The following is a 17,688-nucleotide window of genomic DNA, read 5'->3' as shown; positions in this document are numbered from 1 at the left end:
GTTCGTCGAAGGCCAGCGGGTAGCGGTAGTAAAACCGTAATACTGCAAGCCTATAAAGGTTCTCCAACTCTCGTCGTGCAAGGAGTTGAGCGCCGCGCGGCTTGCGCGGCTTCCACGTACTTGGAGAAGGAGGAACTCACGATGCCCATCGAGCCTTTGTTTCTAGTCGGCGCCGACAACAACGCCAAGCCCGAAGATCAAAAGAATTTGAAAGAGACCGCGGACAAATTCTGCGAGTTCGTCAAGGCAACGAAGAGCAGCCTGCATATCGCGGCGTATCACTTCAAGTTCTTCGGCGATGTCGCGGAGCAGATTCGAGAAGCGCTGACAGAGGTCGCCGCACACGCCGAGGTTAAGATCGCGTACTTCGACGAGCCTAAGCGTACCAACTCCGCTCATCGCCGACTCTATGGGGGCGACCAGAGCGGTCCCTCCGTCTTCGAGGGCTACGAACGTACGCACGTGCAATTGAAAGCCATTCAGTCCATCGACATCCACGATCTACCGGAAGGCGTCGAGCCGGCGCCCATCGAAGGCGATGGCGCGCTCATGCACAGCAAGTACATGATTCGCGACGACAAGGACGTCTGGATGGGCACGGCCAACTTCACCGAAGACGGTTGGGGCTTGCAAGACAACAATGTCTTGATCTTCACCGGCGCGAGTGAACTGGCGCACTACTACACGACCGATTTCGACGAGCTTTGGCAATACGGCCGCATTGCCGGCACGGGCAAGAACGATCACGGGCAGTTGACGATATCGGGCGATAGCCTCGAGGTCGATTTCTCGCCGGGCGACGGCCCTTCGATCGACGAGCGCATTGCCGAGTTGATCGGTACGGCGAAACAAAGCGTTTCGGTTGCCTCGATGGACATTTCGTCGGCCCTCGTCCTGCAGGCGCTCGTCGATGCGATCGGCAAGGGCATTGCAGTCAGCGGCGTCTATGACGGGCCGCAGATGGCAGGCGTCGAGAAAGCGTGGGCGCACGGCAATGGCTCGTCGCAAAAGGCCCAATTGTGGCAGCAGGTGAAAGCAAAACTCGTCGCGAAGAACTCACGCAAGTTCAATCCGAGCGCCGCCAACGCCTTTTACAACTTCATGCACAACAAGACCTTGGTCGTCGACAAGAAAGTGATTCACACCGGTAGCTTCAACTTCTCGAGCAACGCGCGCCGTAATGCGGAAAACGTCGTCAATCTGACCGATGCGAACCTAGGTGCCGACTTCGATAAATACATCGCGGGGCTCGTCGAGCGATATCGTCCTCATTGATGGGCATCGGGCCCGCCGTCGCCACAGGCCTTGGCGTTCCTCCGAGGGGCGGGCCCGCGCCCCCGGTAGGTCGACCGCTCGCTACTTCGCATTGGCCGCACTGGCAGGCGGTGGGCGGGCGATAGGATCGTTCGTCGGCTGTTTCGGCCGGTGGACCGGCATATTGTCGGGATTATGCGCATTCGCACCGCTTGCCGGCGGCTGCGGCGGCTTGACCATCGATGCACTATCGTCCCCGGGCGCCTGTTCGGCCACGGCGGTCAAGACGGCCGCCGCGCACATGCCGGCAAGCACCGCGGCGGGTCCAATGTGTCTGAGGCTGATCGATTTCATCGCGTTGTGCTCCCTGGCGGCAACTCCGCCATTGCGTTCGCATGCGAGAGATGATTCGATCAAGAGCAAGCAACCCGCGCGCCGGGCTTTAGGGCGCCGGCGCGCGCGTTGCTTACATCACTGGCCGCCGCCGTACATATCGAGCAGCATCAGCGTGACGCCGTTCGTCCATCCGAAGCCATCCTGCAGCGGATATTCGCCACCGCCACCACCGCCAACGCCTGCGCCTTCCACCACGTATTTCTCGACGAGTTTTTGCTGCGTCGAGTAGACATTTTCGACGTCGGCGAGAAAGCGTGTGCCAATGAGCCGCGCAAGGTCGCTGCGCCCGTATTTCGTCAGCCCCTTGATCGCGATCCAGTGCAGCGGTGCCCAGCCGTTCGGGGCATCCCATTGCTGTCCCGTGTTGTAGAGCGACGTCACGAGACCACCTGGCCGCAACAGCACGTTCTGCACGGTTTGCGCGGTTCTAGCCGCACGCTCCGGGTAAGCGACGCCCGCCATCAGCGGGTACAACATGGCTGGCGTCTGGTTGTCGCGCGGTGTGCCGAGCCGCCAGTCGTAGTCCCCGTAATACCCCTTGCTGTTCCAGAGATACCGGTTGATGCCGATCGCGCGCTTCGCCGCGTGCTCGATGAACCGCGCCACACACCCGAAGTCGCGCGCGACCGTGCAGCCGTCCGCGATCGTCGTTTCGAGGTGGAACATCAGGCTGTTCAGATCGACCGGGATGATCGACGTCGTGCGCACCGTGTACAGATGTTGGTTGTCGCCGAACCATCGCGAGCTGAAATCCCAGCCGCTCTCGGCCGTCGCGCGCAGATCGCGGTAGACCTCGTTGGCCGGCCGGTCCGTTGCCTGCTGCGCCGTCTGCACGTCTTCGAGATATGACTCGTCGCGCGGCGTGTCGAGCTCGTCCCAGTATCGGTTCAGGACCGTTCCGTCCTTCAGCACGACGACGTTGCGCGTCGCGCTGCCGCGCGGCGTGCTGCTCTCGCCCTGCATCCAGTACGCGTATTCCTTACGCAGCGCCGGAAGATACTTCTGGTAGACGCTGTTGCCTTCCTTCTGGGCGGCGAGCTCGACCATGTACGAGAAGAACGGAGGCTGCGAGCGGCTCAGGTAGTAGGTGCGATTGCCGTTCGGAATGTGGCCGAACGTGTTGATCAGGTAGGCGAAGTTGTCGAGCATGTCGTCGACGAGATCCTCGTGCCCTGACTCCTGCAGGCCGAGCATCGTGAAGTAGGTGTCCCAATAGTAGCCTTCGCGGAACCGCCCTCCCGGCACGACGTAGGGCTTCGGCAACGGGATGAGCGAGCTGTAATCGGGCGCGGTCGTCGTCGTGCGCGTGAGGCCGGTCCATAGCCAATCGATGTGCTCGCGCAGCGTCTGGCCCGCGGGCGGCGTGATGCTCTGATCGGGCGGCGGCGTGAAGTATTGGTTCACGAACGCCTGCAGCGAGAAGCCGGGCTGGTTCTTTTGCGACTCGTAGAGCTCGACGATCGTCGCGGGGTCGGTGTTCGGCGTCGAGTCGACGAACGTCTTCTGATCGGGAAATATCTGCGCGGTCTGAACGGCGACGAAGAGATCGCCATAGAGAACGTCCGGCGGCGGCGGCAATGTGCCGCCGACCTGCGTGTCGGCGAAGCAGGTCGCGGAGGCGAACGCAAGCGCCGCGACGCAGGCGACGCCGGCCGTCGCTAACGTGCGGCGCGACGAGGGATATCGGTAACGTGCCGACGAAAACGGCGAAAACGACGACAAGCGAACGGCGGGGAAGGGCGCTGCGCAATTGACCGGCTGGGGTTCGTGGAATTCGATTGCCGACACAGCATCGGGACGAGATTGTGACGGGATGCTCATGTTTCCTCCGTTGGAAGACTGAACACTTCACAGGTCTCGTTCGCGCCGGGTCATAGGGCTGCGGTCTCGCTGGGAGCCGGCATTTAGTGGGGCACTATCCGCGTGCGGAAAACTTTCGTCTCCTTACGAGACGAGAGTATGCATTGTTGCGATGGGAAGAGGAACGGATGCCGTGTGATGACGGCGGCGGTGCAGCTTGCTCGAAGGTTGCTTAGGAGAGATGTCCGCGGTCGAAATGCGAAGTAAATCGTGTACCGGCTGCCTACCCGCGGCGCTGGCCGCGCGCTGCGCGCCGGCGCTGTACAACTGGAGGGCCACGATGGAGAAGTTATTCCCGCCTGAGGGATCCGCCGAACGCTACGAGCACAATGGTTACTTGATTGTCGCCGAGGCAACGCAAGTCGGGCGCGGGCAGTGGCTCCCGCAGATCAGCGTGACGCGCGACGGCGAGCCGGTGCCGCTCGAGGCGCCGGAGACAGTGGAACCTTATTGGGCTACCCGCGAAGAAGCGATTCGAGATGGGCTCGAACGTGCGCGGCATCTGCTGGACCTTCGCGATCGCGTGCCGCTCGACGCGCGCAATCCGGCCAGGGGACATTGAGGGCGGCGCCGACGAATACGGCCAAGAGGCTGCGATGGGTCGAGCGGTTGAGCCGTTCGTCGTTGAGGATCGGGAAGCTGTGCGGCGATTACGTGCGGCTACGGCATCGGGCGATCCCGGCGCCGCGCCGTGCCGAGATCGCTCGTTAGATTTGAGCACTACGACGAAGGATTAATGCATCTGCCTCTTGAAGTCGGAAAGCTCGTCGTGTATCGAGGTCACCGCTTGCCTGACGCTGCCGTCCAGGCTACCAGCCTGCTGGCACGCTTGTTCGGCGCGATCGCCTAGCAGCTCCATATCGTCGACGCATTGGCGAATGCGATCCTCATCCTGAGAGCTCATCGCTCCCTGGGCTGACTGGCATTCCCTGTCCAGTTCGTCCATACAATCCATCAGGTCCTGTGGAACCGACTGGTTTGAATGAAGGGTCCGCGACGCCTCGCTGATCGTTTGCTGCAAATGGCTGAAGCGCTTTTGGATTTCATTGGTCTGCAACATGATGAACGCCTCCTTGAACCTATTCAGTCGACGCCATCCGCTGACATCAGACGCGAACCGGCACCGGCCTTGCACAGGCGTCGAAACGGCCGTCAACGGATGGTCTCTTTCAGTCTAGGTGACGTCGGCCGGCAGGGCTGAGCGTATTTGTTTCCGTTGGTATCCGTGGTTGTTGGAACGTCTGCGGGATGGTTGCTGCCATCGATGTCGAAGTTCGCTTGGCGGCGAATCGATACGAAACTTTACAAATTGCCTTGCCACGCGGCGCGCGAAAGATTGTCGTAGGGTTATGAGCGTGAGAGTCTTTACCCGTCAATTCCCTCTGCGTGCATTGGCCGTTGCTTCAGTCGTAGGACTGTTGAGCGCCTGTGCGGCTTATTCCGGTGACTACGCAGGCTATGAACAACCTGGCTATGGGTACGGCTATGGCTATGGCCCGCCTCCGCCGTATTACGAGCCGTACACGACGTATTTTGGTTTCGGCGGCTTTGGTGGTTCCGGCGATTGGGATCGTGGCGAGGAACGGCATCGCTGGCATGACCACGACCATTGGCGCGACAGGGATGGGGACGGACACCGCCCCGGCGGACAGGGAGGCCGCGGCCCGGTGACTGCCGGCCCGCCAGCCGCCCCGCCGCCAGCCGCAGCGCCCCCGCACATGCCTCCGCGCCCCGCGCCAATCGCGCCGGCGCCAAGCCCTCGGGGCGCACCGCCGGAAGCGCCGAGGGAACGCGGCAGCAATCATTGACCGGACGGTACGCCCTATAGACTGTTACTAGCCGTGCCCAAGTTGCCAGCGACGGAGCAGTCGGTTCAGGGCCCAAACCAGCACAGCAGCGACGATGAAGGATGCAACGATGATGACGAGTAGCCCGATCGTCTCTACATCATCGGCGTTCTTTACGGTATCGATGCCCAGCTTGCGCATGACGAACGCAATGGACGCCGGTAGCGGGGGAAATTCGTAGGGCAGGCCGCTGACGTACCGCGAAAGGACGCCGCCGATCACAATGGTTACCAGCACGTTGGCGCTGTAGCGGACGAGCTTCATTTGGACGTGCGGGCCAGATGCATTGTCGGGGCTTGGAAGGAGCGACCCGCAATGGTGGCACCTGGGCCGCTCCGCCGGCAATAATCCGACCTGTCTGCCTGTCAGCCTTGACAGGCGTCGAACGTGCGACGTTTCTTCGTCTCTTACCCGAAGGACGACCCGCACAAGGCGGCCGACTACCGCGACCCGCCGCCGTGACCGCCTCCGCCCCCGGCTCCGCCGTTGCCGCCTCCGCCCGAACCGCCGCCGCCGTGACCGCCTGCGCCGCCGGAACTGCCTCCGCCGTGACCGCCAGCGCCCGCACCGCCGGCACCGCCAGCGCCGGCACCACCAGCGGCACCGCCAGCGGCACCACCGGCGGCACCAGCGGCACCGCCAGCGGCACCACCGGCACCACCGGCACCACCGGCACCACCGGCACCACCAGCGGCACCACCAGCGGCACCACCAGCGGCACCACCAGCGCCCGCACCGCCGGCGCCCGCACCGCCGGCGCCCGCACCGCCGGCGCCCGCACCGCCAGCGCCCGCACCGCCGGCGCCCGCACCGCCAGCGCCGGCACCGCCAGCGCCGGCACCACCAGCGGCACCACCAGCGCCCGCACCGCCAGCACCGGCACCGCCAGCACCCGCACCGCCAGCACCCGCACCGCCAGCACCCGCACCGCCAGCGCCGCCAGCACCCGCACCGCCGCTTGAGCCGTGGCCGCCTGCACCCGCGCCCGACGAACCGCCGCCTGCTCCAGAACTGCCTGCTCCGGAACTACCTGCGCTCGAACCGCCAGCGCTCGAACCGCCAGCGCTCGAACCGCCAGCGCTCGAACCGCCAGCGCTCGAACCGCCAGCGCTCGAACCGCCCGCGCTAGAACCGCCAGCGCCGGAATTGCCAGCGCCGGAACTGCCAGCGCCGGAACTGCCAGCGCCGGAACTGCCAGCGCCGGAACTGCCAGCGCCAGAACTGCCAGCGCCGGAACCGCCTGCGCCGGAACTCCCAGCGCCGTGACCGCCTGTGCCCGCGCTCGGACCAGCGGCGCTCGGACCGGCGGCGCTCGGACCGGCGGCGCTCGGACCGGCCGCGCTCGGACCAGCTGCGCTCGGACCAGCTGCGCTCGGACCAGCTGCGCTCGGACCAGCTGCGCTCGGACCAGCCGCGCTCGGACCAGCGGCACTCGGACCAGCTGCACTCGGACCAGCTGCACTCGGACCAGCCGCACTCGGACCAGCCGCACTCGGACCACCCGAAGTTGGACTGGCTGCGCCCGAACCTCCCTCGCCTAAAGCAGCTCCGCTATAACCGCCTGAAGGCCGTCCTTCACTCAGCTGCGGAGAAGGAGGACTTTGAGATGGTGCGCTCGGGTGATTGAGCGAAGCGGACGCGCGCGGGGCGAGGTTAGACCTGCCGATTGCATTTCCCTGCGTAGGAGGCGACGGTGATCTCGCCAGATCGTCGGGCGAAGACGCTTGCTGCCTTGGCAGCGCGGGCCGCGTGATCTCGGGCGCATGCCGCACGATCGTTTTCGCGTGCGGCGCCGGATGGCGGCGATTCTGTGTGGCGGCAGAGGGTGCTCGCTCAGGCACTCGCGCAACCGACTGCGGCGCAGCAGAAAAATCCGGGGCAGGCTCAACGCGATGATTGGGCGGAGCGGAAGACACAGGCGGCGGGGCGACCCCGGCGCTTTCAACAGCGGGTCCGCGAGCGGGAGGCGCTGGTGGTTGCGCGATCTGACCGGACCACGTATGTGGCGCTGACGACCTGAGTCCGATGATCCCGAGCGCCTGGTCACTACCGAACCGATCGCCATACGCGATGACACCCATCACCCCGACAACCAATGCGCTTGCTGCCGCAACCTGAAGCCCAAGACGTTTGCGCCGCACAGGCGGCCCAGCCTTGACGTCTGCATCCGAGCTATCTGGACTGTAATCGTAGTGCGCAAACTCGTTGTGCCTGAACGGTACAAAACGCTTTGTATCGTTTCGTCTGATCCTTTCATTCGCTACATTCATCTGCCGTCTCCTTGCGGAGTGCTCATTGGAATGAGCCGCGGGACCGCCCTGCGAGCTCGAGCCCCTGGTCCGCCCACGGCAATGGAGAGCGGTTATGAGCCTATGCTAAGCCTCAGCTGGGAAAACGCTCGCCATCTTCGTGGCCGATGTGGACGGGTGGCCTGAGTCGCCGTCCGGCGTGCTTTTGCGGGAGGGTCCACACTTGGCGACGACACGATGCAGGTGACGCATTCACCATGCCTGCCGGGCCCGTGCAAGCGAATGCTCGAGCTGACAAATTGAGAGTGGTTGGAAGCCCCGACGCCGGAAAAAGTTCTAATCGAACCCTTCTTGAATTCCCCGGATCCCGTCCATATAATTAGCACTCGCTGCACGTGAGTGCTAACAAGTTCCGCCCGGTTCGCTGGGCGGGTCTACCTCAGCGTCCTTCAGTCTCAATCAGAGAGGAGTATGTATGAACCTTCGTCCTTTGCACGATCGCGTCATCGTGAAGCGTTTGGATCAGGAAACCAAGACCGCCTCGGGCATCGTGATTCCTGACGCCGCGGCCGAGAAGCCGGATCAAGGCGAAGTGCTCGCGATCGGGCCGGGCAAGCGCAACGACAAAGGCGACCAAATCGCGCTCGACGTCAAGGTTGGCGATCGTGTGCTCTTCGGCAAGTACGCCGGCCAGACCGTGAAGGTCGAGGGCCAGGAACTGCTCGTGATGCGCGAAGAAGACATCATGGCGGTCGTCCAGAAGTAATTCAGGTTCGTATTCCACAAAGATTTCAAGGAGTTAGAAGATGGCAGCTAAAGACGTCGTATTCGGCGACAGCGCTCGTGCCAAGATGGTCGAAGGCGTGAACATTCTGGCCAACGCAGTGAAGGTCACGCTGGGCCCGAAGGGCCGCAATGTCGTCCTCGAGCGCAGCTTCGGCGGCCCGACCGTCACGAAGGATGGCGTGTCGGTCGCGAAGGAAATCGAACTCGAAGACAAGCTCCAGAACATGGGCGCTCAGATGGTGAAGGAAGTCGCGTCCAAGACGAGCGATAACGCCGGTGACGGCACGACGACGGCGACGGTGCTCGCGCAGTCGATCGTCCGCGAAGGCATGAAGTACGTCGCGTCGGGCATGAACCCGATGGACCTGAAGCGCGGTATCGACAAGGCCGTGACGGCCGCTGTCGAAGAGCTCCGCAAGATCAGCAAGCCCTGCACGACGAGCAAGGAAATCGCGCAAGTTGGCGCGATCTCGGCGAACAGCGACGAATCGATTGGTTCGCGCATTGCTGAAGCGATGGACAAGGTCGGCAAGGAAGGCGTGATCACGGTCGAAGACGGCAAGTCGCTCGCCGACGAGCTCGAAGTCGTCGAAGGCATGCAGTTCGATCGCGGCTACCTCTCGCCGTACTTCATCAACAACCCGGACAAGCAAGTCGCTGTTCTGGAGAACCCGTTCGTGCTGCTGCACGACAAGAAGGTCTCGAACATCCGCGATCTGCTGCCGGTGCTCGAGCAAGTCGCGAAGGCCGGCCGTCCGCTTCTCATCATCGCTGAGGATGTCGAAGGTGAAGCGCTCGCCACGCTCGTCGTCAACAACATCCGCGGCATCCTGAAGACCGTTGCGGTCAAGGCGCCTGGCTTCGGCGATCGTCGCAAGGCGATGCTCGAGGACATCGCGATCCTGACGGGCGGCCAAGTGATCGCCGAGGAAACGGGCCTGACGCTCGAAAAGGCGACGCTGCAAGAGCTCGGTCAAGCGAAGCGCATCGAGGTGGCGAAGGAAAACACCACGATCATCGACGGTGCGGGCGACGCGAAGAACATCGAAGCGCGCGTGAAGCAAATTCGCACGCAAATCGAAGAAGCGACGTCGGACTACGACCGCGAAAAGCTCCAAGAGCGTGTCGCGAAGCTGGCTGGCGGTGTGGCCGTCATCAAGGTCGGTGCCGCAACCGAAGTCGAAATGAAGGAAAAGAAGGCACGTGTCGAAGACGCGCTGCACGCTACGCGTGCCGCCGTTGAAGAAGGCATCGTTCCTGGCGGCGGCGTTGCGCTGATCCGCGCTCGCACGGCGATCGACGGCCTGAAGGGCGCGAACGCAGACCAAGACGCCGGCATCAAGATCGTGCTTCGGGCGATGGAAGAGCCGCTGCGTCAGATCGTGACGAACGGCGGCCTGGAGCCGGGTGTCGTCGTGGCGGCCGTTGCCGACGGCAAGGGCAACTACGGCTTCAATGCCGCGACGGAAGAGTACGGCGACCTCGTCGAGGCCGGCGTGGTCGACCCGACGAAGGTCACGCGCACGGCGCTGCAAAACGCGGCTTCGGTGGCGGGTCTGCTGCTCACGACCGACGCCGCTGTCGCCGAGCTGCCGAAGAAGGAAGCCGCTGGTCCCGCTGGTATGCCCGGCGGCATGGGCGGCATGGGCATGGACATGTAATCGGCGTAGCCGACTACACATGCCGGGGTGCGCCGCAAGGCGCATCCCTCAGAACGACCCCGCAGCGATGCGGGGTTTTTCTTGCCCCATAGGTTGTCGTTTGACAACCTATGGGTTCGCCTTTATCCTCTTGCGAATTCACCCGCCGCGGTTGGCGGAGATCAATTGGCATCATGTTCGGCGAATGCCAGGCAGGAATTAGAGATGGAATACACCTTTACCCTGAAGTACCAGTTGCAGGACGGGCACGGCGACCTCGACGATTTGATGGAGCGTCTCGGAGCGGCTGGATGCGAAGATGCGCTCGTTGGTATGGGGCAATCGGGGCGTGTTGCGCTCGAGTTCGCGCGTGAGGCCGCGTCGGCCGAGGCCGCTTTCGTCAGCGCGCTCGCCGATGTCAGGCGCGCGCTTCCGGGCGCCCGCCTCATCGAGGCCGTGCCCGACTTCGTCGGCTTGACCGACGCTGCCGAGGTGATTGGTGTGACGCGGCAGAACATGCGCAAGCTCATGATTTCCCACGCCAGGAATTTCCCGGCGCCGGTGCACTGCGGCACGACGGCAATATGGCATCTCGCGGACATCCTGAGCTGGCTGCAAACCCGTGGCACTTACGAGCTGAAGGCGGGGCTTGTCGAGGTCGCGGCGACCGCCATGCAGATCAATCTCGCAAAGGCGGTCCGTCAGGCTATTCCCGGCGTGCAACGGCAGGTGGGTGAACTCGTCGCGTGAAGGCCTGCTCAGGCGGGTGGCGGCTTCGGGTGAGAGGCGTCGCCTGGAGCCGGCGGGCGAGGTTCGTCGCCCTCGTCGTCGCGTGCCCAAAAGAACCGATCGGGCAGGTAGGCGCCCATGCCTGGACGAAATGCGTGCAGCGCGGTCTGAAAGAGGTATTCCTGCGCCTCGCGCGCCGCTTCAGCCGGTTCCTGGCCGTTCGCAAGCAGGGCGGCAATCGCGGTGCCGAGCGTGTCGGTCATCCCCATCACCCGATAGGACGGGCGGTCCCACAAGTCCTGCCGCAACTGACCGTCTTCGCTGAAGAGCGTATTGACGAGCCGATGCGTGCCGGCTTGCATCGACAAAATGTACTCCGTGCCCTGTGAGAGCAAATGCGCGATGGCCGCGTCGAGGCTCGGCGATTCGGCATCGCCGTCAGGTTGAGCGAGCGCGGCGAGCGTCGTCTGATCCGCGACGAGCAGGGTAGTTTGGGGTGCAAGCAACTCGGCGATCGATTCCCGCAGCTCGTCGGCCGCGAGCACATGCTCATCGTCGAGCGTGAAATCGGGCGCCAGGATCAGCGGCACATCGTCATAGTCAGCGACGACTTCCGCGATCGCGCTCACCACCTCGGCCTTCGTCGCGGCGCCGACCTTGAAGGCAGCGATCGGCATGTCTTCGAGCAGCATGCGGGCTTGCGTGGCAACGACATCGGGGTCGAGACCCGTCACTTCGTCGCAATTGGCCGAATCACGCACGGTGTAGCCCGTCAGCACGGATACGCCATGGCAGCCCATGCTGGCGAGCGTCAGTAAATCGGCCTGAAGGCCGAAACCGCCGGTTGGGTCGGACAGACCGAAAGTGAGAACGATGGGCGGGGCGGTGCTGGGCATGGAAGGAACGTGGGTGAAGTCGCAAGCTTTGAAAACGGGCGGCGCGTTGATGCCGCAATCGGCTCAATTATGCGGCCGAATCCGCCTCGGTGGCTTGCTGCGTTGCGCAAAGAGGCTATCCAGCGCGGCGGCAAAGACGGTACCATCATGGCTCTTTCGATCAACGGACCTGTCGACGCGGCAAAAGAATGGAATTCAAAAGCTACATGTGCCTCATTTGCGGCTGGATTTACGATGAGGAAGCGGGATTGCCAGATGAGGGGATCGCTCCCGGTACGAAATGGGAAGACGTGCCGGTGAACTGGACTTGTCCGGAATGCGGGGCACGCAAGGAAGACTTCGAAATGGTCCAGATCTGACCGCACGAGCATAGCGACGGCAAGCGGCAAGCATGCCGTTTCCGTGCCGCGATGCGATTCCCATGACACCTTCCGCCTCGCCCGCCCTCGAAGCCTTGCCGAATCCTCGCGGAGCAGCCGTTCGCGCGGCCGAAACCGCGCTGGCGGAAGCGCGAACGGCGTTCGAATCCCACGCGGCGGTCGGTGCACCGCTTCTTCGGGCCGCGAGCGCGCTGAAGCAGGCAGGATGGCTGCCGGCACAGCGCTTTGCGGACACGCTGGTTCTCGCGTCACCCTTCGCGGACGGTGAGGTCGCGCAGCGGTTCGGTTTGGCGCTCGGCGATTTCCGCGCTGCACTGACACGCCGCAATCTGCGCGAGCTCGCCTGCTCGCCGACGCTTTTCGGCCACTACCGCGCACTCAATGCGGATATCGTCAGCCACCAGGCGAATGCGTCCGAAGTCGCCTATGAGGACCTCGCGCTAGCGGGCCGGCCCATCGCTCCCGCAATGATGCGTTCGCTGCCAGCGCAGCCGCTTGCCCGCTTGCGGGCGGTCTACGAGGACGCTTTGCTCGCCTTGCTGCGCGCGCGCGAATCGACGGCTTCCGCGCTCGACGAGCTCGATCGATGCCTCGCGGAACTTGCCGGCAATGATCCCTACGACGTGTGGCGCCTTGCGGCACGTTGCGCACGCGCGTTGCGCCTCGCAGGCCGGGCGACGTCCGGCAACGATGATGCGAAGCGTTTTTATGCGCGCTGCAATCTGCTGCTCGCCGACGAAGCGCGCGGTCTCACGGTGGCGCCGCGCTCGTTCGTGCGCGCGGCGCTTGCGTTGCTTTGGCGCGACTACGCGCTCTATGGGGCGGCGGCCGAAGATGCCGACGACGTCACGCTACTGAGCGACTACGGGCTCACGGTCGATTGGCATGTCGCCGGCTCGTTGGCGTCCGAAGTGGCCTGGGAGGCCGGCGCGGCCGAGGCGGAGCAAAGAGCGGTCAAGGACGATGCGGCCGTGCGCGAGATCGGTGCATTGTCGATCAACGCAAGCGCGTACGAGGATTTCTTGCAGACTGCCGACGGCGCAATGGCCAAGCTCGCGACACGCGCGGGTAAGCCCGATGGCAGCGTCGTGCCCGGCTCGGCGATGGAGGCCAGGGAATCGGCCGAAGCGGCGTACCGGCTGGGCGCCGCCGCCTGCGCGTTGGGGCTCGGCCACATTGCGGCGCTGGCCGAGGCATTGGGGCTCGCTTGGCGGCTGACGGCGCACGCGCGTGAAAGCGCCGCACCCGCGAGGGCGCCCGAGCCCGCCGCAATCGACGGCGCCACCGAGGCGTTGCGCGCGATGCTGCTGCGCGTGGCGGCCGGTGTGGCACCTCCGGACGCCAACGCGGCTTTCAAGACGATCGCCCAGGCGATCGAGCGAACCCAGCCGATTCCGGCCGGGCGCGCCTCCTGACCGTCGCCGTCTCACTATCTTCGCCTGGCCAGTCTGATATCGCCGCGCTTCGGCGGGGGCGGACAACGACCGTGATAGAGTGTCTTCAGTGTCTCCGATGAACGGCATGCCGTCCGTCCGCCGCGCGGCGTATTTCGCATATTTGGTGCATTGGCGCGCTTCGTGCGTTTCCGCGCCGGCCCCGCTAAGTCAGGGGGGCTATTCCGCACTGTCTTTGCTAAAATTCGTACCATGCCTAAGAGTAACGATCGCATCAACCTGACGAACCAGTTCCTGATCGCCATGCCGAACATGGCGGACCCGACGTTTTCAGGAACGGTGGTCTACCTTTGCGATCACAGCGATCGCGGAGCGCTCGGCCTCGTCATCAACCGGCCGACCGATATCGACCTCGAGTCGCTCTTCAGCCGCATCGATCTCAAGCTCGAAATCGAGCCGCTGCTGCATGTTCCCGTCTATTTCGGCGGCCCCGTGCAAACCGAACGCGGCTTCGTGCTGCACGAGCCCGTCGAGGGCAGTTCGTACACGTCGTCGATGGCGGTCACGGGCGGCCTCGAGATGACGACGTCGAAAGACGTGCTCGAAGCCGTGGCGAGCGGCAAAGGTCCGCAACGTTTCCTGCTCACGCTCGGCCATGCTGGTTGGGGCGCGGGTCAGCTCGAAGAAGAAATCTCGAAGAACGGCTGGCTCACGGTCGAAGCCGATCCGCGCATCGTCTTCGAGGTGCCCGCCGAAGAGCGCTTCCAAGCGGCGCTTGCGCTGCTCGGCGTGTCGCCATCGATGCTGTCGGGCGACGCGGGACACGCATGAGCAAGCCCGTCGGGCGTGAGGCGACGCTGCTTGCGTTCGATTATGGCGAAAAGCGCATCGGCGTCGCGATCGGCAATGCGCTGACCGGACAGGCTCGCGCGCTCGCCGTCGTTCCGAATCCCAATCGTGAAGCCCGCTTCGCGGCCGTCGGCAAGCTGATCGGCGAATGGAAGCCTGACGCGCTCGTCGTGGGCCTGCCGAGCCATCCCGACGGCACGCCGCATGAGATGACGCGGCTCGCGAAACGTTTCGGCAATCAGTTGAACGGCCGTTTTAATCTTCCGGTGGACTGGGTCGACGAACGATATTCTTCGGTCGAAGCCGAAGCGGGCCTGCGCGCGAGCGGTGGGCGTGCCGACATGCTCGATGCTGAAGCGGCGCGCATCATTCTTCAACAATATCTGGACGGCCTCTCCCATGAATGGCATTGACGCCGAAGCGTTCTATCGCGCGTTGCTCGCGCAGGTTCGCGACACCTACGGCAACGCATTCGGGCAGCCCGACGGTCCCGCGCTCGCGGGCATTCATAGCGGCGGCGCATGGCTCGCTGAGCGGCTCGCGCATGACCTGGGAATCGAGGGCTTCGGCGTCGTGAACGTCGCGCTCCATCGTGACGATTACGCGAAGAAAGGCCTGCACAGCCAGGCGAGCCCGACTTCCTTGCCGTTCGACGTCGACGGCCGCAGGATCGTGCTCGTCGACGATGTGCTCTACACGGGCCGCACCGTGCGAGCGGCGATCAACGAGCTTTACGACTACGGCCGTCCCGCCGCGGTCGAGCTCGCGGTGCTGGCAGAGCGCGGTGGCCGCGAATTGCCGATTGCGGCGCGGTTCGTCGGCGGCCGCGTCGATCTCGCGGGCGATACGACGCTCGTGCTCGTACGCGAAGCCGACACACGCTTTTCGTTCCGCACGGAGCCGCGCAGCGACTGAGGCTTTGTCGCCTCCACTCCTCGATTCGTAGGGGTGTTGGGCGATCGCATCGTCCGATAGCGGCTAGCGAAACGACCGGCAAACAGTCAACTCAAGTTCGAAACAGGCAACAGACAGAAAGATGAACATCGTCAACGCGGGCCAAGCCGACAACGGCGACCGAGCCGGTACGAGCCCATCGCCAGACCGTTTTCGCTACGGTTTCCTCAAGGGTAACCCGCAGCTCACGAAGAACGGCGAATTGAAGCACCTTTTGACGATCGAGGGCCTGCCGCGTGCGATCGTCAATCACATTCTCGATACGGCGGAGCAGTTCGTCAGCGTCACCGATCGCGAGGTGAAGAAGGTGCCGCTGCTGCGTGGCAAATCGGTCTTCAATCTCTTCTTCGAGAATTCGACGCGCACTCGCACGACGTTCGAGATCGCCGCGAAGCGCTTGTCGGCGGACGTGTTGAATCTCAACATCAACGCCTCGTCGACGAGCAAGGGCGAGTCGCTGCTCGACACGATCAACAATCTTTCCGCGATGCATGCGGACATGTTCGTCGTGCGGCATGCGTCGAGCGGCGCGCCTTATCTGATCGCCGAGCATTGCGCGCCGCACGTGCATGTCATCAACGCGGGCGATGGCCGCCATGCGCACCCGACGCAGGGCCTGCTCGACATGTACACGATTCGCCACTACAAGCGCGACTTCACGAACCTGCGTGTGGCGATCGTCGGCGATATTTTGCATTCGCGCGTGGCGCGTTCCGACATCCACGGATTGACCACGCTCGGCGTGCCCGAGGTGCGGGCCGTGGGGCCGCGCACGCTGTTGCCGGGCGGCCTCGAGCAGATGGGCGTGCGCGTGTTCCACAATCTCGACGAAGGGCTGGCGGACGTCGACGTCATCATCATGCTTCGACTGCAGAACGAACGCATGAGCGGCGCGTTGCTGCCTTCGGCGCAGGAGTACTTCAAGAGCTGGGGCTTGACGCCCGAGCGCCTTGCGCGCGCGAAGCCCGATGCGATCGTGATGCATCCGGGGCCGATGAATCGCGGCGTCGAAATCGATTCGCAGGTGGCCGACGGCCCGCAATCGGTGATCCTCAATCAGGTGACGTTCGGCATCGCCGTGCGCATGGCCGTGATGAGCATCGTGGCCGGCAACAACGATTGAAGCCAAAATCGGCAGACCGAGAGAGATAGAAGAAGGCAGAGCAGCGCATGAAGACTCATATCCAAGGCGGCACCGTGATCGATCCGGCGGCCGGCACCGAGCGGCGAGCGGATGTGTTCATCGCGGACGGCAAGATCGTGGGGAACGGTCTCGCGCCGGCCGATTTCGAAGCGACGAAGACGATCGATGCGAACGGACTTTACGTGGCGCCCGGTCTCGTCGACCTCTCGGCGCGGCTTCGCGAGCCTGGCTACGAACACAAGGCGACGCTCGAATCCGAAACGGCCGCGGCCCTCGCGGGCGGCGTGACGAGCCTCGTTTGCCCGCCTGATACCGATCCGATCCTCGACGAGCCCGGCCTCGTGGAGATGCTCAAGTTTCGCGCGCGCAAACTCGATCGCGCGCACGTGTACCCGCTCGGCGCGCTCACCGTCGGGCTCAAGGGGCAGGTCATCACCGAGATGGTCGCGCTGACCGAGGCCGGCTGCGTGGGGTTTTCTCAAGCGGAGCTGCCGATCGTCGATACGCAGGTGCTCCTGCGCGCGCTTCAGTATGCGAGCACGTACGGCTATACCGCTTGGCTGCGCCCGCTCGATGCGTATTTAGCGAAGGGCGGCGTGGCCGCGAGCGGCGCGGTGGCGTCGCGCCTCGGCTTGCCTGGGATGCCCGTTGCGGCGGAAACCATCGCCCTGCATACGATTTTCGAGTTGATGCGCGTCACGGGTGCTCGCGTTCACCTGCCGCATCTCTCGTCGGCCGCCGGAATTGCTCTCGTGCGCGAAGCCAAGGCAGAGGGCTTGCCCGTGACATGTGATGTGTCGGCAAACCACATTCATCTGATCGATGTCGACATCGGCTACTTCGACGCGCAGTTCCGCCTCGATCCCCCGTTGCGTTCGCAACGCGACCGCGAAGCGATCCGCGCGGGGCTGGCAGACGGCACGATCGACGCGATTTGCTCCGATCACACGCCCGTCGACGACGACGAGAAGCTGCTGCCGTTCGCCGAAGCAACACCGGGCGCGACGGGGCTCGAGTTACTGCTATCGTTGACCGTGAAATGGGCCGAGGAAACGCGCGTGCCGCTTGCCAAGGCGTTGAACCGCGTTACTGCGGCGCCGGCCGACGTTCTGAAGCTGCCGGCGGGGCGCATCGACGTCGGCGCGACGGCCGACATTTGCGTTTTCGATGCGGGCGCGCACTGGCGAGTCGAGCCTCGCTCGCTGAAGAGCCAGGGGCATAACACACCGTTCCTCGGCTACGAACTGCCCGCGCGCGTGCGTGCGACGATCGTTGCGGGACGTGTCGCATTCGAGCGGAATTGATCTCGT

At 64.1% G+C, this 17,688-nt stretch carries 18 protein-coding genes; 13 read left to right on the top strand and 5 right to left on the bottom strand.

Annotated features, from left to right (window positions below; all coding sequences use genetic code 11):
• Positions 1-141: 141 nt before the first annotated feature.
• Positions 142-1,275, top strand: coding sequence for a phospholipase D-like domain-containing protein (locus tag B0G57_RS09590; protein WP_020566396.1), 1,134 nt, complete (start codon positions 142-144; stop codon positions 1,273-1,275).
• 81 nt (positions 1,276-1,356) lie between these two features.
• Here B0G57_RS09590 and B0G57_RS09585 read toward each other — a convergent pair whose 3' ends face one another.
• Entirely contained in the window at positions 1,357-1,608 is a 252-nt protein-coding gene (locus B0G57_RS09585; protein WP_018442389.1) for a hypothetical protein, read from the bottom strand.
• Positions 1,609-1,725: 117 nt separating this feature from the next.
• On the bottom strand, positions 1,726-3,471 hold the full coding sequence (gene treA, locus B0G57_RS09580) for an alpha,alpha-trehalase TreA (protein WP_083925729.1): 1,746 nt from the start codon (positions 3,469-3,471) through the stop codon (positions 1,726-1,728).
• A 319-nt stretch (positions 3,472-3,790) separates the two neighbouring features.
• Between treA and B0G57_RS09575 the strand changes: the two genes are divergently transcribed.
• Complete coding sequence (locus B0G57_RS09575; protein WP_146013375.1) at positions 3,791-4,072, top strand: DUF6566 family protein; 282 nt, start codon at positions 3,791-3,793, stop codon at positions 4,070-4,072.
• A 171-nt stretch (positions 4,073-4,243) separates the two neighbouring features.
• On the opposite strand, the gene B0G57_RS09570 is transcribed toward B0G57_RS09575, so the two are convergent.
• Both B0G57_RS09570 and B0G57_RS09560 read right to left on the bottom strand, forming a co-directional pair.
• The gene (locus B0G57_RS09570; protein WP_026229987.1) at positions 4,244-4,570 is read right to left on the bottom strand and encodes a hypothetical protein; all 327 of its coding nucleotides are present in this window, start codon (positions 4,568-4,570) and stop codon (positions 4,244-4,246) included.
• Between the two features lie 775 nt (positions 4,571-5,345).
• On the bottom strand, positions 5,346-5,621 hold the full coding sequence (locus tag B0G57_RS09560) for a hypothetical protein (RefSeq protein ID WP_018442384.1): 276 nt from the start codon (positions 5,619-5,621) through the stop codon (positions 5,346-5,348).
• A gap of 284 nt (positions 5,622-5,905) precedes the next feature.
• Here B0G57_RS09560 and B0G57_RS09550 point away from each other — a divergent pair, with 284 nt between their 5' ends.
• The 4 genes from B0G57_RS09550 (at position 5,906) to B0G57_RS09530 (ending at position 10,782) form a co-directional block, all read left to right on the top strand.
• Positions 5,906-6,319 (top strand): hypothetical protein, encoded by a 414-nt coding sequence (locus B0G57_RS09550; protein ID WP_102606796.1) that lies wholly within the window; start codon positions 5,906-5,908, stop codon positions 6,317-6,319.
• 1,762 nt (positions 6,320-8,081) lie between these two features.
• Positions 8,082-8,372 carry a co-chaperone GroES gene (groES, locus tag B0G57_RS09540; protein WP_018442381.1) on the top strand — a complete coding sequence of 97 codons (291 nt, stop codon included), beginning with the start codon at positions 8,082-8,084 and terminating at the stop codon, positions 8,370-8,372.
• A gap of 40 nt (positions 8,373-8,412) precedes the next feature.
• Positions 8,413-10,053, top strand: a complete 1,641-nt coding sequence (gene groL, locus B0G57_RS09535; RefSeq protein ID WP_018442380.1) for a chaperonin GroEL — start codon at positions 8,413-8,415, stop codon at positions 10,051-10,053.
• Positions 10,054-10,257: 204 nt separating this feature from the next.
• Positions 10,258-10,782, top strand: coding sequence for a helix-turn-helix transcriptional regulator (locus tag B0G57_RS09530; RefSeq protein ID WP_018442379.1), 525 nt, complete (start codon positions 10,258-10,260; stop codon positions 10,780-10,782).
• An 8-nt stretch (positions 10,783-10,790) separates the two neighbouring features.
• On the opposite strand, the gene B0G57_RS09525 is transcribed toward B0G57_RS09530, so the two are convergent.
• Positions 10,791-11,657 (bottom strand): hydroxymethylpyrimidine/phosphomethylpyrimidine kinase, encoded by an 867-nt coding sequence (locus tag B0G57_RS09525; protein WP_018442378.1) that lies wholly within the window; start codon positions 11,655-11,657, stop codon positions 10,791-10,793.
• A gap of 188 nt (positions 11,658-11,845) precedes the next feature.
• On the opposite strand from B0G57_RS09525, the gene B0G57_RS09520 reads away from it, so the two are divergent.
• From B0G57_RS09520 to B0G57_RS09490, 7 genes are all read left to right on the top strand, one after another.
• Positions 11,846-12,016, top strand: coding sequence for a rubredoxin (locus B0G57_RS09520; RefSeq protein WP_018442377.1), 171 nt, complete (start codon positions 11,846-11,848; stop codon positions 12,014-12,016).
• A gap of 62 nt (positions 12,017-12,078) precedes the next feature.
• Positions 12,079-13,452 (top strand): hypothetical protein, encoded by a 1,374-nt coding sequence (locus B0G57_RS09515; protein WP_035469148.1) that lies wholly within the window; start codon positions 12,079-12,081, stop codon positions 13,450-13,452.
• 231 nt (positions 13,453-13,683) lie between these two features.
• Positions 13,684-14,262, top strand: a complete 579-nt coding sequence (locus B0G57_RS09510) for a YqgE/AlgH family protein (protein WP_018442375.1) — start codon at positions 13,684-13,686, stop codon at positions 14,260-14,262.
• Positions 14,259-14,693 (top strand): Holliday junction resolvase RuvX, encoded by a 435-nt coding sequence (gene ruvX, locus B0G57_RS09505; RefSeq protein WP_018442374.1) that lies wholly within the window; start codon positions 14,259-14,261, stop codon positions 14,691-14,693. The genes B0G57_RS09510 and ruvX overlap by 4 nt, the downstream gene beginning before the upstream one ends.
• The gene (gene pyrR / locus B0G57_RS09500) at positions 14,680-15,195 is read left to right on the top strand and encodes a bifunctional pyr operon transcriptional regulator/uracil phosphoribosyltransferase PyrR (RefSeq protein WP_018442373.1); all 516 of its coding nucleotides are present in this window, start codon (positions 14,680-14,682) and stop codon (positions 15,193-15,195) included. The genes ruvX and pyrR overlap by 14 nt, the downstream gene beginning before the upstream one ends.
• Positions 15,196-15,316: 121 nt before the next feature.
• Positions 15,317-16,357 (top strand): aspartate carbamoyltransferase catalytic subunit, encoded by a 1,041-nt coding sequence (locus B0G57_RS09495; protein WP_018442372.1) that lies wholly within the window; start codon positions 15,317-15,319, stop codon positions 16,355-16,357.
• Positions 16,358-16,404: 47 nt separating this feature from the next.
• On the top strand, positions 16,405-17,682 hold the full coding sequence (locus B0G57_RS09490; protein WP_018442371.1) for a dihydroorotase: 1,278 nt from the start codon (positions 16,405-16,407) through the stop codon (positions 17,680-17,682).
• The last annotated feature ends 6 nt before the right edge of the window (positions 17,683-17,688 follow it).

It is taken from the genome of Trinickia symbiotica, assembly GCF_002934455.1.
Lineage (GTDB): Bacteria > Pseudomonadota > Gammaproteobacteria > Burkholderiales > Burkholderiaceae > Trinickia > Trinickia symbiotica.
This window is presented reverse-complemented; position numbering and strand designations above follow the sequence as displayed.

What these genes read in the sequence shown, in the direction of transcription:
- B0G57_RS09590 (WP_020566396.1), top strand. Translation starts at nt 142, where the DNA reads ATGCCCATCGAGCCTTTGTTTCTAGTCGGCGCCGACAACAACGCCAAG.
- B0G57_RS09585 (WP_018442389.1), bottom strand. Translation starts at nt 1,608, where the DNA reads ATGAAATCGATCAGCCTCAGACACATTGGACCCGCCGCGGTGCTTGCC.
- treA (WP_083925729.1), bottom strand. Translation starts at nt 3,471, where the DNA reads ATGAGCATCCCGTCACAATCTCGTCCCGATGCTGTGTCGGCAATCGAA.
- B0G57_RS09575 (WP_146013375.1), top strand. Translation starts at nt 3,791, where the DNA reads ATGGAGAAGTTATTCCCGCCTGAGGGATCCGCCGAACGCTACGAGCAC.
- B0G57_RS09570 (WP_026229987.1), bottom strand. Translation starts at nt 4,570, where the DNA reads ATGTTGCAGACCAATGAAATCCAAAAGCGCTTCAGCCATTTGCAGCAA.
- B0G57_RS09560 (WP_018442384.1), bottom strand. Translation starts at nt 5,621, where the DNA reads ATGAAGCTCGTCCGCTACAGCGCCAACGTGCTGGTAACCATTGTGATC.
- groES (WP_018442381.1), top strand. Translation starts at nt 8,082, where the DNA reads ATGAACCTTCGTCCTTTGCACGATCGCGTCATCGTGAAGCGTTTGGAT.
- groL (WP_018442380.1), top strand. Translation starts at nt 8,413, where the DNA reads ATGGCAGCTAAAGACGTCGTATTCGGCGACAGCGCTCGTGCCAAGATG.
- B0G57_RS09530 (WP_018442379.1), top strand. Translation starts at nt 10,258, where the DNA reads ATGGAATACACCTTTACCCTGAAGTACCAGTTGCAGGACGGGCACGGC.
- B0G57_RS09525 (WP_018442378.1), bottom strand. Translation starts at nt 11,657, where the DNA reads ATGCCCAGCACCGCCCCGCCCATCGTTCTCACTTTCGGTCTGTCCGAC.
- B0G57_RS09520 (WP_018442377.1), top strand. Translation starts at nt 11,846, where the DNA reads ATGGAATTCAAAAGCTACATGTGCCTCATTTGCGGCTGGATTTACGAT.
- B0G57_RS09515 (WP_035469148.1), top strand. Translation starts at nt 12,079, where the DNA reads ATGACACCTTCCGCCTCGCCCGCCCTCGAAGCCTTGCCGAATCCTCGC.
- B0G57_RS09510 (WP_018442375.1), top strand. Translation starts at nt 13,684, where the DNA reads ATGCCTAAGAGTAACGATCGCATCAACCTGACGAACCAGTTCCTGATC.
- ruvX (WP_018442374.1), top strand. Translation starts at nt 14,259, where the DNA reads ATGAGCAAGCCCGTCGGGCGTGAGGCGACGCTGCTTGCGTTCGATTAT.
- pyrR (WP_018442373.1), top strand. Translation starts at nt 14,680, where the DNA reads ATGAATGGCATTGACGCCGAAGCGTTCTATCGCGCGTTGCTCGCGCAG.
- B0G57_RS09495 (WP_018442372.1), top strand. Translation starts at nt 15,317, where the DNA reads ATGAACATCGTCAACGCGGGCCAAGCCGACAACGGCGACCGAGCCGGT.
- B0G57_RS09490 (WP_018442371.1), top strand. Translation starts at nt 16,405, where the DNA reads ATGAAGACTCATATCCAAGGCGGCACCGTGATCGATCCGGCGGCCGGC.